11 protein-coding genes are annotated in these 14,587 nt (G+C 64.7%); 6 read left to right on the forward strand and 5 right to left on the reverse strand.

Annotated features, from left to right (window positions below):
* On the reverse strand, positions 1-1,473 hold the full coding sequence (locus NLY33_RS15950; RefSeq protein WP_023705537.1) for an MATE family efflux transporter: 1,473 nt from the start codon (positions 1,471-1,473) through the stop codon (positions 1-3).
* Positions 1,474-1,649: 176 nt separating this feature from the next.
* On the opposite strand from NLY33_RS15950, the gene NLY33_RS15955 reads away from it, so the two are divergent.
* Positions 1,650-2,444: a L,D-transpeptidase gene (locus NLY33_RS15955; protein ID WP_023705536.1), complete on the forward strand. Its 795-nt coding sequence runs from the start codon at positions 1,650-1,652 to the stop codon at positions 2,442-2,444.
* Positions 2,445-2,522: 78 nt separating this feature from the next.
* Here NLY33_RS15955 and NLY33_RS15960 read toward each other — a convergent pair whose 3' ends face one another.
* Both NLY33_RS15960 and NLY33_RS15965 read right to left on the reverse strand, forming a co-directional pair.
* On the reverse strand, positions 2,523-3,998 hold the full coding sequence (locus tag NLY33_RS15960; protein ID WP_023705535.1) for an esterase-like activity of phytase family protein: 1,476 nt from the start codon (positions 3,996-3,998) through the stop codon (positions 2,523-2,525).
* A gap of 161 nt (positions 3,999-4,159) precedes the next feature.
* On the reverse strand, positions 4,160-5,185 hold the full coding sequence (locus tag NLY33_RS15965) for a LacI family DNA-binding transcriptional regulator (RefSeq protein ID WP_023705534.1): 1,026 nt from the start codon (positions 5,183-5,185) through the stop codon (positions 4,160-4,162).
* A gap of 195 nt (positions 5,186-5,380) precedes the next feature.
* On the opposite strand from NLY33_RS15965, the gene NLY33_RS15970 reads away from it, so the two are divergent.
* The 5 genes from NLY33_RS15970 to NLY33_RS15990 all read left to right on the forward strand — a co-directional run bounded on the left by NLY33_RS15970 (position 5,381) and on the right by NLY33_RS15990 (position 10,368).
* Positions 5,381-6,412 carry a Gfo/Idh/MocA family protein gene (locus NLY33_RS15970; protein WP_023705533.1) on the forward strand — a complete coding sequence of 344 codons (1,032 nt, stop codon included), beginning with the start codon at positions 5,381-5,383 and terminating at the stop codon, positions 6,410-6,412.
* Complete coding sequence (locus NLY33_RS15975; RefSeq protein WP_023750934.1) at positions 6,409-7,317, forward strand: sugar phosphate isomerase/epimerase family protein; 909 nt, start codon at positions 6,409-6,411, stop codon at positions 7,315-7,317. The genes NLY33_RS15970 and NLY33_RS15975 overlap by 4 nt, the downstream gene beginning before the upstream one ends.
* A gap of 116 nt (positions 7,318-7,433) precedes the next feature.
* Positions 7,434-8,447, forward strand: coding sequence for a substrate-binding domain-containing protein (locus tag NLY33_RS15980; protein ID WP_023699592.1), 1,014 nt, complete (start codon positions 7,434-7,436; stop codon positions 8,445-8,447).
* 86 nt (positions 8,448-8,533) lie between these two features.
* Positions 8,534-9,331, forward strand: coding sequence for an ATP-binding cassette domain-containing protein (locus tag NLY33_RS15985; protein ID WP_023705531.1), 798 nt, complete (start codon positions 8,534-8,536; stop codon positions 9,329-9,331).
* Positions 9,328-10,368 (forward strand): ABC transporter permease, encoded by a 1,041-nt coding sequence (locus NLY33_RS15990; RefSeq protein WP_023682111.1) that lies wholly within the window; start codon positions 9,328-9,330, stop codon positions 10,366-10,368. The genes NLY33_RS15985 and NLY33_RS15990 overlap by 4 nt, the downstream gene beginning before the upstream one ends.
* 317 nt (positions 10,369-10,685) lie before the next feature.
* Here NLY33_RS15990 and NLY33_RS15995 read toward each other — a convergent pair whose 3' ends face one another.
* Both NLY33_RS15995 and NLY33_RS16000 read right to left on the reverse strand, forming a co-directional pair.
* Positions 10,686-13,472 (reverse strand): ATP-dependent helicase, encoded by a 2,787-nt coding sequence (locus NLY33_RS15995; RefSeq protein ID WP_023707728.1) that lies wholly within the window; start codon positions 13,470-13,472, stop codon positions 10,686-10,688.
* Positions 13,473-13,551: 79 nt separating this feature from the next.
* Complete coding sequence (locus tag NLY33_RS16000; RefSeq protein ID WP_023705530.1) at positions 13,552-14,388, reverse strand: DUF2059 domain-containing protein; 837 nt, start codon at positions 14,386-14,388, stop codon at positions 13,552-13,554.
* Between the last annotated feature and the right edge of the window lie 199 nt (positions 14,389-14,587).

Here is a 14,587-nt window from a genome sequence, read left to right on the forward strand (position 1 = left end):
TCACCCGTTTGGCGTCTCGGGCGCCATGTTTGCCCGTCCGCGCGGGATGCCGAGGCCGGTGTCGGGCGGCTCGCCGGCGGCCGGCCGGTCCTCGATCATGTGCATGGTGCGCCAGCGGCCGAAGCGATAATAGGCGGCGGCCAGCACCAGCGAGGTGATCGATCCCGCCGGAAAACTCCACCACAGCGCTTCCTCGCCGATGTAGGTCCTGAAGAAGTAGGCAAAGCCGGTACGCACGACCAGCACGGAAATCACCAGAATGATCAGCGGCGGCATCACGGCACCGGTGGCGCGCACGGTGGCGAACAGCACGATGGTGACGCCGAACAGGATGAACGACCAGGACGCCACCTTGTTGATGTGGGCTGCAATGTCGATTGCGGTGCTGTCGCCGCTGAGGAACAGGCCGAGCACCGGCCTGTCGAAGAAGAACAGCAGCGCCACCAGGGCGCCGGTGAGCACCAGGTTGAAGCCGACGCCGGACGCCGCGATGCGACCGATGCGGTCCCAGCGCCCGGCGCCGACATTCTGGGCCGCCATCGACGAGACTGCGGCTCCGATCGCCAGTGCAGGCATCTGGATATAGGTCCACAGCTGCGCCGCGATGCCGTAGGCGGCGGCGACCTGCGAGCCGTAGGAGTTGACGATGCCCATGACGGTCAGCGCCGCCGCCGAAATGACGATCATCTGCAGGCCCATCGGCACGCCCTTGAAGACGACGATCCTGAGCAGCGCCGGATCCGGCCGCAGCAGAGCGAGGTTGGCGCCGGCGAGCCGCAGCGGATGCTTTCTGGCATAAAGCACGACGAGGATGGCGATCACGCTCACTGTCTGGCCGATCAGCGTCGAGGTGGCGGAGCCGGCGATGCCGAGCTCGGGGAAGGGGCCGATGCCGCGAATGAGCAGCGGATTGAGGATGATGTCGAGCACGACGGCGAGCGCCATGAAGAAGAATGGCGTGCGCGAATCACCCGCACCGCGCAGCACCGTCATCACGAAGGACAGAAGATTCATCATCGGCACGGCGACGAAGATGATACGCAGATAGGAGCGCGCCAGCGGCAGCGCATCGGGCGGGGTGCCCAGTGTGTTGAGGATGGCGTCGACCCAGATCCAGCCGCAGACGGCGAAGATAGCCGAGACGAGGAAGAAGAAGCTGGCGCTGGTGCCGACGATGCGCCGCGCCTCGGGCAGGTCGCGGGCGCCGACCGATTGCGCCACCAGGATGGTCGCGGCCATGCCGATCCCGAACACGGTGCCGAGAATCAGGAACAGCACCAGATTGGCGTTTGAGGTCGCCGTCAGCGCCGATTCACCGAGGAAGCGGCCGACCCAGACGGCGTTGATCGAACCGTTGAGCGACTGCAGCACATTGGAACCGAGCACCGGAAGCGCGAACAACAGCAGCGTGCGAGGGATTGGGCCGCTGGTGAGATCGCCGGTGCGCCGGCGCGGTGGTATTTTTTCGTCCATGGGCTGTTCGGCGAAGGTTCATCTCAAAGTCCGCCCGGCAATGATCGCCGATTTAACGGACAAGGTCGATGCGGCATCGGAACATCACGCTTAACGCGGCTGAGGCGATCAGGTTCTCAAAGCTTGCGTAATGGGCTATGGGTCATCGCCGCGAGGGGCCGCAAACCGGGGGGATCATGTCCGACAATCCATTATTTTCCGAGCGCCTGAATAGGCGCGCGTTTCTGGGAGCATCCGCTTTGGGTGCCGCTGCCATGGCACTTTCGGCCTGCACAACCACTGATGTGGCAGTACCGCCGACGCCGGCGCCGGCACCCGCACCCGAGCCCGCTTTCGGCGATGCCGCCACCATGTATTCGGCGCGCGTCGATGAGGGCTTTTCATTGCCGGCAATCCCCGTCGCCAAGCTCGATCCGAAATTCGTGCGCCAGATCGTGGACGATCCGACCGGCGAAAAACCCGGCACGATCGTCGTCGATACATCCGAGCATTTTCTCTATCTGGTGCGCGACGGCGGCAAGGCAATGCGCTATGGCGTCAGCCTCGGCAAGGCCGGGTTTGGCTGGACCGGCAGCGCCGTGATCCAGGCGCGCAAGAAATGGCCGGTGTGGACGCCGCCGCCCGAAATGATCCAGCGCCGGCCGGAACTGGCGAAATACAAGGACGGCATGCCGCCCGGACCGCAGAGCCCGCTCGGTGCGCGCGCGCTCTATCTGTTCCGCGACGGCAAGGACACGATGTACCGGCTGCACGGCACGCCGGAATGGGATTCCATCGGCAAGAACGCGTCGTCAGGCTGCGTGCGCTTCATGAACCAGGACATCATCGACCTCTACAGCCGGGTCAACGGCGTAGCCCAGGTCTATGTGCGCCCGAACCTGTCGGCCGCGGGCAAGATCATGGCTGTGTCGAGCCGGACCGCCGAGCCGATCGATGCCGGCGTGCCAAGGGATGCGGAGATTTTGAAATAGGTGCCTTCACGGCATCGCTGATCGCCGACAAACGGTTAGAGGCGGACGCGCCGGGCGCGTCCGCCTCTCCGTATACGGCTACTTCTTGGCGAGGCCCGGAAGCGTGACCTGATAGACCAGGAACATGGTATCGACATCGGCGCCGTCTTCGGCCTTGTAGGGCGCGCCGACCTGAAAACCGTCCTCGGTGAGAAAGTCGTTATCGTTGCCGACGAACAGGAAATAGTCGTCGGGCAGCGCCGGATCGAGCACGCTGACCACCGACATTGCTTCCCACTTCTCCGACAGATTGTTCTTGTCGTTGGGCTTGCCGTCATGCAGGCCGAAACGGCCGAGTTCCTTGTTGTCGTTGATGTCGATGAACGGCGTCAGCTTGGCCGGCGTCACCGAGGGGTCGAGCACGCCCTTGGGCGCCAGCGGCTTGTCGGCGGCATCGAAGGCGCCGCCGGCAATGTCGGTGGCGCCAGAGACGTCGACGACGAAAATCTGGCGCAGCAGCGAAGTATCGCCCTTCACCCCCTGGCCGTTTCCGCTGTCGCGCGCCAGCATCAGGAAGGTCTTGTCGGACAGCGCCACGATTTCGCTCTGCGCGGCGACCTTGGTCTTGTCCTTGGCGTCCTTGAACACCGGCAGCGGCACGGCATATTCATGCACCAGCTTGAGATGGGCCGGGTCGGAGGCGTCGTAGACCAGCGCGCGGGTGTTCTGGCGCGTCGCGGGCGAATCGCCGCCATCCTGGCGGGGCGCCGACTGCAGCACAGTGATCAGCGACTTGCCGTCCGGCGTCAGCGCCATGCCTTCGAGGCCTTGATTGTTCTGGCGGCCGGTTTCGGGATCCTTCGGATCGGGTTCGGCTGCACCGGGGCCCGGATTGTCGGAGGCGAAGTTCGGCGCGCCCTTGCGCATCGGCACCAAAGCGGCGGGCGGCTGCGTTGCCGACAAAAGATGGCCGTCGGCCGAGAAGCGGTAGATGTTGGGGCCGTATTCGTCAGAGATGAACATGGTGCCGTCGGGCAGCCGCGCGATCGCCTCATTGTCGAGCGCCAGCTTGCCATTGGCCTCGGGCAGGATCGGCAGGTCGCCATTGGCCGCGCGCACGCCGTTGAGCGGATCGAGGCCGGTGGCGTCAGCGCCCTTGTCGTCGGTGAGGAGCAGGGAATCGGCAAGCGTCGCCTTGACGCCTGTCTGTTCCTGGCCGGAGGTGGGCGTGGCGCCTAGTGCTACCGGCGTGAACTCGATGCGAATAGTGTTGAGGCGCGGCCGGTAATCGGTGGTGCCGACGACATTGTAGCCACGGTCCGGCAGCAACCAGAGCGAGCCCTTGTAGCCGTCCGCGCCACGGGTCCAGCTTGCGGCGTCGATGGACATGCCGGAGCCGGAGCCGAAGGTCTCGCCGAACTTGTCCTTCTGATCGGCCGGGATGCGGCCGACGCCGACCAGGCCCTTGTTGACGAAGCCACCAACGGTGGCTGTGCTGTCGGCAAGGGCAGGGGTCAGGGCGTTAAACAGCGCCAGCGCGGCGCCGAGCGACACGGTTCGGTGCGAGATTTTCATGGAGATCCTCTTTGTGACAAGCCTTGAGCGGCGCAAAGGGGCCACCGCATCGCATCGACGATGTCGCCCTCTCGCAAAGCGGTCTAGGACGCGAACATGATACTTGCGTGACAGAGAGGGCCTCTTCCTTCACCCTTGTAGGAGAGGGAAGAGCGCAATGATCAATCGCTGTCGCGCGCGATCAGCTCCAGCGGCCAGACTTCGCGGATGATGCGCGGACCTTCCGGGCCGGCAAAGGCCGGAAGCGAGGCCAGCAGCATTTCGGCCAGTCGCCGGCCCATCGGCTCCAGCGACGGACGGAAGGCGGTCAGCGCAGGTGAAAAATAGCGGCAGAGCGGCGTGTCGACGATGACGATCACCGCGATGTCGTGGCCGGGCCTGATGCCCATCTCGGCCAGTGCTTTGCAGCCGCCGAGCGCCATTGCGTCATTGTTGAAGATGATGGCTGTGGGCCGGTCCTTGGAGAGCATCACGCGCGGCGTCACCTGGTAGCCTCCGGCCTCGTTGATGAAGCCGTCGGCGATCAGGCCGGGGTCGACTTCGATACCATGCCGCTTCAGCGCCTTGCGGTAGCCGTCGAGGAACAGGTAGCCGAAGTTGAGATCAAGCGAAGGGCGGATGGCGGCAATGCGGCGGTGGCCGCGCGCGACCAGCCGGTCGACGGCTTCATCACCCGCCCTCTCGAAATCTATATCGAGCGAAGGATAGGTGTCGTCGCCGGATTGACTTCGGCCAAGCGTGGCGAAGGGAAAGCCGGCCTTGCTGAGATAGTCGATCCGATCGTCTTCCCGCCGTGTATTGGCCAACACGACCGCGTCGGCCCGGCGCGTCTCAACCACGCGGCGCAGCCTCTCCTGCTGATATTGGCCGGGCTCGCCCATGACGACCATCAGATCCAGGTCATCCTCGGCAAGCCGGCCTTGCAGACCGATCAGGAACGGGATGAAGAACGGTTCGCCATATTGCTGGTCGCCCGGATGCGGCTGCAGCATGAAGGCGATCGAATGGGTGGTGCCTTGCCGCAGGCTGCGGCCGGACTGGTTGGGCGAATAGTTCAATTGCTTGGCGGCGGCGAGCACGCGCTGGCGGGTGTCGGCATTGACGTCGGCGCGGCCGTTCAGCGCCCGCGACACGGTGCCGATCGAAATGTTCAGGTGACGCGCGAGGTCATGGATGCTGGACGCCAAGGACTTCTCTCCCCCGACCCTTGGCTAGCACCGGCTGCCGCTCAGGCCAAGGCTTCGGGATGATTTTCGCGGGCAGCCGATTGACATTCTAGGCCATCGGGTGTGTTCTCGTAAACGTTTACGGAGAAACGTTTACGGTGATGCCGGAAATGCCGTGACATTCGGTCTGGAGGGACCGGACGGGAGGAATGCCGGATGATGAATGCCGTCCTCGTCGGCTGTGGTGCGATGAGCAAGGCCTGGCTCGATGCCGCGAGGCAGATCGACGGGTTGGCCATTGTCGGACTTGTCGATCTCGACGCCGAACGGGCGCGGGCGAGGGCACGCGAATACGGGCTCGATAGCGCCGCCATCGGCACCAGCCTCGATCAGGTCCTCGACCAGACCAAACCGAAAGCGGTGTTCGACGTCGTGGTTCCCGCCGCCCGCCGAGACGTCGCCTTTTCCGCCTTTACCCACAATTGCCATCTGCTCACCGAAAAGCCGCTCGCCGACACTCCGGAAAATGCCCGCGCCATTGTCGACGCGGCGCGCCAGGCAGGGCGCGTTCATGCCGTGGTGCAGAACCGCCGCTACGTCGCCAATGTCCGGCGCATCAGGCGCTTTCTCGACTCCGGCGCCATCGGCAAGCCGACCAGCATCCATGCCGACTTCTTCGTCGCGCCGCATTTCGGCGGCTTTCGCGAGGAGATGGCGCATGTGCTTTTGCTCGACATGGCGATCCACACATTCGACGCCGCCCGCTACATGGTCGCAGGCGATCCCGCCGGCGTCTATTGCCAGGAATGGGAGCCGGCCAATTCCTGGTACCGGCAGGGCTCGTCGGCCAGCGCTATCTTCGATCTCGGCGGCGGCAAGCGCTTCACCTATGCAGGCTCCTGGTGCGCGGCGGGCTTCCGCACCAGTTGGGAGAGCACATGGCGCATCGTCGCCGAGCACGGCAGCCTGGTCTGGGACGGCGAGGACGGGCTGAAGGCCGAGGTTGTGTTGTCGGTCCGCGACGGCCTGTTCGACCTGACCCAGCCCATCACAGTACCGCCGCTCGATTCCGCCGACCGCGTCGGCGGTCATCTCGGCATCATCAAGGATTTCATCCACGCCATCGAGACCGGCAGCGAGCCGGAAACCCGTGGCAGCGACAACATCAAAAGCCTGGCCATGGTTTTCGGCGCCATCGAAAGCGCCGAGACCGGACGGCGCGTCGCAATCACACAGGAAGCATCATGATGCCAAACCCGCTTCTCGACATCCGCATCGGCACCATGGTGCGGGCCAATCTCGAAGACCCGGCCGCCTACATCAAAGAGATTCTGCCGCTCGGCTTCGAGAGCATCCAGCCCTTCTTCTGGCAGACGCTGGGCGGCAAGGATTTGGCGCGGCTCGCCGGTGAGATTGGCGAGGCGATCGGCGATGCCGATGTCGCCGTGTCGTCGATCGGCGTGTTCGGCAATCCGCTGGAGGATGGCGAGGTCGATCGCGGCGTGCTCGCGGCCTGGGAAACCGTCATCGACAACGCGCATCTGTTCGGCGCCTCGACGGTCAGCGGCTTCACCGGCCGCCTTCGCGGCAAGAAGCTGACCGACAGCCTGCCGCGCTTCCGTGAGGTCTGGGGACCACTGGCCAAGCGCGCCGCCGACAAGGGCGTGCGCATTGCCTTCGAAAATTGCGCCATGGATGGCAACTGGGCGGCCGGCGACTGGAACATCGCCCACAATCCCGATGCCTGGGAGTTGATGTTCAACGAATTGCCCGACGACAATCTCGGCCTCGAATGGGAGCCCTGCCACCAGCTTGTCTACCTCATCGACCCGATGCCGCAGATCCGCAAATGGGCGCCGCGCATTTTCCATGTCCACGGCAAGGACGCGACGGTGCGCTGGGATGTGATCCGCGAGCACGGCGTGTTCGGCAAGCTGCCCTTCGTGCAGATGCGCACGCCCGGGTTTGGCGACAGCGACTGGACGCGGGTGATCAGCGAATTGCGGCTGGCCGGTTACAAGGGCGCCATCGACATCGAGGGCTGGCACGACCCGGTCTATCGCGGCGACCTCGAAATCACAGGCCAGGTGCGCGGGCTGGAATACCTCAAGCAATGCCGGGGAGGAGCGACCTACCTGCCGAACCCGGCGTGACCGAGGGCCGGTGGGAGGAGCCGGCCTGACAGATTGCCAAGCACTGCCGACAAGCACTGCCGACAGGCGAACGACGAAACCCCTCGGCTCACCGAGGACAAAAGGGAGGAACGTGCATGAGCATCGCAATGAGAACGACACTTCTGCGCTCGACCGTCGTGGCCGCCGCCACGGCGCTGTGCGCTGCCATCTCCACTCTGCCGGCGCAGGCGCTCGACGCCCAGTGGTGCAAGGATGTCCACATCCGCTTTTTCGTCGGCGGCGCCGAGGGCGACGCTTTCGGCACCATCGTCTACAATGGCGCCAAGCAGGCGGCGTCCGATCTCGGGCCGAAGGTCGACTACATCTTCTCGCAGTGGGACGTCGAGAAGATGGTGCAGCAATTGCGTGAGGCCGTCGCCGTGAAGCCAAACGGCATTGCCATGATGGGCCATCCGGGCGACGCCGCGATCATGCCGCTGGCCGAACAGGCGCATAAGGACGGCATCAAGATGATGTACCAGAACGTGCCGGTGCCGAAGGTGGTGGACGCGTTCGGCGGCGGCTATGTCGGCGCCCAGCAGGAGCAGCAGGGCCGCGCGCTCGGCACTGAGGCGTTCAAGCTCGGGAAGCTCAAGTCCGGCGACAAGGCAATCATGATCGGTCCGTTCGAGAACGAGGCCCGCGGCGCGCGCGAGCGCGGCACGGTGGCAGCACTCAAGGAAGCCGGCGTCGAGGTCATCCAGCTGTCGTCGCCGCCGAGCGGCGAATGGGCGTCCGACCCCAATCTGGCGATACCGGTGATCACCGCGGCCCTGCTCAACAATCCCGACGTCAAGGCGGTCGGCTATCCCGGCGGCCAGATGCTGGGCAACGTCGCCACCTACATGCAGGCGGCAGGACGCAAGCCCGGCGACATCTTCAACTTCGGCTTCGATACCAGCCCGCAGATCGTCGAGGCGTTCAAGGGCGGCTGGGTGCAGCTGACGGCTGATCAGCAGCCGTTTCTGCAAGGCTATCTGCCGATCCTCAGCCTTTGCCAGCAGGTGGTGCTGGGCCTGGCGCCGATGAATGTCGACACCGGGGCGGGCTTCGTCACGCCGCAGAATTACGAGATCGTCGCCGAGCTCGCCAAGCAGGCGCTGCGCTGACCTCCCAAACTGCCGGCTGGGCGCAAGCCCGGCCGGCAGGACCGCCGGCACCAGGCCGGGATGATACCACAGGAGCGAGGATCGCCATGGCCGAACGCATCATCGAACTGCGCGACATCAGCAAATCCTATGGCCAGGTCTATGCGCTGGGCGGGGTCAATCTCTCGGTCGACCGCGGCGAGGTGGTTGGCCTGATCGGCGACAATGGCGCCGGCAAATCGACGCTGATCAAGATCCTGTCCGGCGTCGTCAAGCCGACCAGCGGCGAGATCCTGGTGCGCGGCAAGCCGGTGACCGGCTGGAGTGCGGCACGCTCGCGCGACGCCGGCATCGAGACGGTCTTCCAGGATCGGGCGCTGGCCGTGCAGCAGACCATTGTGCGCAACATCTTCATGGGCCGCGAACTCACCGGCTTCATGGGCTTTCTGAAGGTCAATAAAGAGATAGAGGAGGCGAGCCGGCTGATGCGCGAGATCGGCTTCACCTCGAAGGTGTTCACGCCGCACTCGATCGTCGGCCAGCTCTCGGGCGGCGAGCGCCAGGGCGTGGCGATCGCGCGCGCCATCTACAAGCAGGCCGAGCTGATCATCCTTGACGAGCCGACGACGGCGCTGTCGCTGACCGAGACCGCCAAGGTCTTCCATTTCGTGCGCCAGGTGCGGGCGAGCGGCCGTTCGATCCTGTTCATCGGCCACAACATCCACCATGTCTTCGACATCGCCGACCGCTTCGTGGTGATTGACCGCGGCAAGGTGGCGCTGACCGCCGATCGCACCGAGGTCAAGTCGGCCGAAGAGCTGATCAATTTCATGGAAGACGTTGCGCATCCCGGAGGATTGCCGGGGCTGCACGAGGCCGGCGACACGGAGAGGGCAGCACGATGAGCAAGACCATGGAACCCGATCTGCAGAGCCCTCTTGGCGGCAAGGCGGCCCGACCTGAGTGGAAGCACCCGTCCGACCATTGGCTGCGCGGTTTCGTCATCGACAACCGCGCAGCGCTCGGCACGCTCGCCGTGTTCATCATCATGATGGCGGCGTTCCTGATCGCCAACCCGACCGTGTTCACCACCTGGTATCTCTACAGATCCGTGCTGACCACGCTGCCCGTTGCGCTGTTCGTGGTGGTGCCGCTGGTCTTCGTCGTCACCTGTGGCGAGATCGACCTGTCGTTTCCCGCAACCATGGGCTTTGCCTCCTGGGTGTTCGCGCTGGTGGTGCAGGCCGGCTACGATCCGTTTCTCGGCATCGCAGCGGCGATTCTCACCGGCACGCTGCTCGGCTTTCTCGTCGGATCCCTGGTCGTTTATGGCGGGCTGTCGTCGCTGATCGCCACCCTCGGCATGAATTTCCTGCTGCGGGGACTGATCCAGATCATCAACGAGGGCAGATCGACGGCATTGACCGGTCTCAGCGACAGCTGGGCGTACACCATCTTCTCCGGTCAGGTGTGGGGTTTTCCGGTACAGGTCTTATGGGCACTCGCCTTCGTCATTTTTTCGGCAATGCTCTACAACCGGCACCGCTTCGGCGCGCAGGTGAGGGTCGTCGGCGACAACCCCGACAGCGCCCAGCAAATGGGCATCGACGTCAAGCGTGTGCGGGTGAAAGTGTTCATCTTCACCGGCATCGGGGCCGCGATCGCCGGCACGTTTTCGGTGATGATCAACTTCACCTGGTGGCCGACCGCGGGCGACGGCTATCTCTTGCCGGTGCTGGCTTCGGTGTTCGTCGGCGGCACGCCGACCTGGGGCGGCATCGGTACGGTTGCCGGTGGAGCGATCGGCGCGGTCACCGTGTCGTTCATCCAGACCGGCGTCGTGGCGGCGGGCCTGAGCGGCTTCTACGTCCAGTTCTTCAACGGGCTGATCATCATCCTGTCGCTGCTGGGGCACAAGTGGAACCAGGCGCGGTACAGGTGAGGGGCGGGCTAAATTGACGGGGACGCTCATGTTGCGGACCGCATGCCCCGACGACTGGGCAGACGCCCGTCGCTTCGTCATTCTAAGGCGGAGCAGGAGCGAAGCTCCGTCGCGTAGACCCTGGAATCCATTCCGCGACCTTGGCGTGCAGCTGCGCAGGATTCCGCACCGTGGCAACGCGTTGAAGACGCGGGATGGATCCTCGGGTCTACGCTGCGTCGCTACGCTCCTTGCTCCGCCGTGGATGACGAGGCGGGGAGGGCTCCGCCAGACTACAACAATGTGGTCGCTTGTAGGACAACAGGACAAGCGGGCGCTCACACCGCCGCCACAAACCCGTCCAGCACGCGTTTCTGGCCGGCCTTGTCGAAGTCGATGGTCAGCTTGTTGCCTTCGATGTTGGAGATGTTGCCGTTGCCGAATTTCTGGTGGAAGACGCGGTCGCCGACGCTGAAGGGCGACGGCGTGTCGGCGACGGATTTGGCGACCAGTTCGCCGTCAATGGTGCGGCCTTTGACGCTGGTTCGGCCGGCGCCGTAGCCGGAGTCGGTCTCGCCATAGCCGATGCGCTCGACCTGGTGGCCGGAGCGCGAGCCCCAGTTGCGGTCGGTCGCCTCGGTGCGGTTGGCCTGCGCGCGCTGCCAGCCGGGCGTCGCATAGGTGTTGGAGAAGGCGCCGGATTTTTCCGCGCCGACATTGTCGAAGCGCGAGGCGCCGTAGGGGTTCTGCCGCCCTGCGCCCTGGCCGCCACGGCCCGACGCGAACGAACCGCCGCCATAGGAATTGCCGTAGCCGCCATAGGAGTTGCCGCTTTCGGCGACCTCGACATGGGCTTCCGGCAGTTCGTCCAGAAAGCGCGACGGGATGGTCGACTGCCACAGGCCGTGGATGCGGCGGTTGGAGACGAACCACAGATGCAGGTTCTTCTTGGCCCGGGTCAGGCCGACATAGGCGAGACGGCGCTCTTCCTCCAGGCCGGAGCGGCCGCCTTCGTCCAGCGCGCGTTGGTGCGGGAACAGGGCTTCCTCCCAGCCGGGGAGGAACACGGTCTCGAATTCGAGGCCCTTGGCCGAATGCAGCGTCATGATGTTGACGGCGTCAAGCTCGGCGTTCTGCTCGGCGTCCATGACCAGGGCGACATGTTCGAGGAAGGAGCGCAGCGATTCATACTCCTCCATGGAGCGGATAAGCTCTTTCAGGTTTTCCAGCCGGCCCGGCGCCTCGACCGAGCGGTCGTTCTTCCACATGTCGGTGTAGCCGCTCTCCTCCAGAATGGTCTCGGCGAGTTCGGTGTGCGGCGTGGTTTCCAGCGCCTTCTGCCAGCGCTCGAAATTGGCCGCCACTTCGCGCAAGGCCGCGCGGGGCTTGGGCTTCAGCTCGTCGCTTTCTGCGAGCTTGGCGGCTGCCTCCAGCATCGGGATGCGCAAGCTCCGCGCCGTGTCGTGGATCTGGCGGATGGTGGCTTCACCCAGGCCGCGCTTGGGGACATTGACGATGCGCTCGAAGGCGAGGTCGTCGGCGCCCTGCGCGACGACGCGGAAGAAGGCCAGCGCATCGCGGATTTCCATGCGCTCATAAAAACGCGGGCCGCCGATGACGCGGTAATTGAGGCCGAGCGTGACGAAGCGGTCTTCGAATTCGCGCATCTGGAAGGAGGCGCGGACCAGGATGGCCATGTCGTTGAGCTTGTGCTTGGCACGCTGGTAGGTCTCGATGGTCTCGCCGACGGCGCGCGCTTCCTCCTCGGAATCCCAAGCGGCGTGGACATGCACCTTCTCGTCGTCCTCGGCGACCTTCTCGGTGAACAGCGTCTTGCCGAAGCGGCCCTCATTGTGGGCGATGAGGTGCGAGGCGGTGCCGAGGATGTGCGCGGTCGAGCGATAGTTGCGCTCCAGCCGGATGATGGTGGCGCCCGGGAAATCCTTGTCGAAGCGCAGGATGTTGTCGACCTCGGCGCCGCGCCAGCCATAGATCGACTGGTCGTCGTCGCCGACGCAGCAGATGTTGACTTTGTTTTCGCTCACGGGCCGTTCCGCGCCTGCCGGCGCGGGCCCTCCGCCCCCTCTTTTTTGCGCGCCTTCGGCGTCGCGGGAGTCGCCTCGCAACGGCTCGGACGCCCGGTCGGGCTTGCGGCCTTCGGCCGATCGCGCTTTACCCTCCCCTGGATGGGGAGGGTCGCCGCGAAGCGGCGGGGAGGGGTGACTGGCGCCGGCGCTGCCACCCCCACCCGCGCCGCTACGCGGCGCGACCTCCCCCATCGAGGGGGAGGTAGGCCGCTGCGCCAGCAGCCGCAGCCACATGTATTGCGCGGTGTTGGTGTCCTGGTATTCGTCGACGAGGATGTATTTGAAGCGCTTGTGGTATTCCTTCAGCACGTCCGGATTGGCGCGGAAGATGCGGATCGGGTGGCAGAGCAGATCGCCGAAGTCGCAGGCGTTCAGCGTCTTCAGCCGCTCCTGATAGGCCTTGTAGAGTTCCCGGCCCTTGCCGTTGGCGAAGCTGCGCGCGTCGCCCTCGGCAATGTCGGCGGGGCCTTGGCCCTTGTTCTTCCAGCCGTCGATCATCTGCGCGAACTGCTTGGCCGGCCAGCGCTTGTCGTCGAGGCCTTCGGCCTGGATCAGCTGCTTGATCAGCCGTACGACGTCGTCGGTGTCGAGGATGGTGAAATCGGATTTGAGCCCGGCCAGCTCGGCGTGGCGGCGCAAGAGCTTGACGCCGATGGAGTGGAAGGTGCCGAGCCACGGCATGCCCTCGACGGCTTCGCCGACGAGATGGCCGATGCGCTGCTTCATCTCGCGCGCGGCCTTGTTGGTGAAGGTCACCGCCAGGATCTGCGAGGGGAAAGCCCTGCCGGTGGCCAGGATATGGGCGATGCGGGTGGTCAGCACGCGGGTCTTGCCGGTGCCGGCGCCGGCCAGCAGCAGGACCGGGCCTTCGGTGGTTTCCACCGCCAGCCGCTGCTCGGGGTTGAGGCCGTTGAGATAATCGGGCGCGCTGTTGGGGCCGCTGCGGGCCGCCATGGCGCGCGCGGCTATGCCCGACGGGCCCGCGGGCCGCGCATTGGGTTCGTCGAAAAAGGGCATGTCTTCCGCAAAGCCGGACATCTCCCCGAATGTAGTGATTCGGGAGCGAAAGACCAGAAGTGTCTACGTTTTGTTCTGCTAAAGTCCCCGATACCGCGGCTCAGGCCTTTCGGTAACCGAGCGCGACGAACAATCGATGTCCGAACGAGCGCGCTTCCTCTGTCATCACCATGCCAAAGGCCGTCAGCATCTGGTCGTAATAGCGGCTGCCCGCGGGTGACGCCAGGAATGTCGAGTACAGTCTGAGATCGCCGAGCGAGATATCCCGGTATGTATAAGCGCTACCCTGCATGGCATTCTGTTCGATGTTCTGGCGAATTTTCACGGATTGCTGACGCACCAGCGCCATGATCTGTTCGTCCGACAGAGGCTTTCCGGCTGCGCCCAGCATCCCCGTGACCATCGCGTAGCTCATGTTCAGCGCTATCGCCTCGCCGGTGTCGACAGCGCTGATATCGTCGATGATCTTGCGGTACAATTCGAGCCGGGCTGGATCCTTGGTCGGAAGCTCGGCGAGGATTTGCTTGCCCTCTGTCTTCTTGCTTTGCCTGCCTTCCGGGCCAGACGACTGAATTTCCAAAGCGGTGACGTGCTTGCCCAACGGGGAAGCGTAAAACGCTGCGAGGTCGGACAGATCGGTGGCCGACAGCCTGTCCGCCATCCGCGATTCGATGGCAGTCTCCATTTTGACTGCGTCGAAGGCGCCTTCCAGCGCGACCGACAAGGCGTCCTGGAAATTTGCCGGTAACGGTTCGGGTATGGATTTCGTGGCTGCGGCGATGCCGGGACCGATGCCCATCAGCATCTCGTGAAAGCCGTTTGCCTTATTGATCTCGCTCAGCGTCTGTGCCGGCGCGGCCACTGTGCCGGCCGTGAGCGCGACGAAGCTACTGAGGACAAGGACTACGCGCGTCAGAGGCGAGGCGAATGACGTCACTCTGGTTGCTCCTGATGGTTGGTCCAAAGCAGACTGCTGGAAAACCCGGATGCCGGCAAGGCGGGATTGCCACCTTGGCGTGTGGCCTCGAAAAACGCCCTGTTACGCAAGAGAGCCTGCGGCATGGCCTTTTGGTTTCGCCGTGGATCGCTCCCCGGCGGCTTGACAGGCACGGCGGCCGGGAGAAGGTTGTACCGCC

This window comes from Mesorhizobium sp. C432A (assembly GCF_030323145.1).
Taxonomy (GTDB): domain Bacteria; phylum Pseudomonadota; class Alphaproteobacteria; order Rhizobiales; family Rhizobiaceae; genus Mesorhizobium.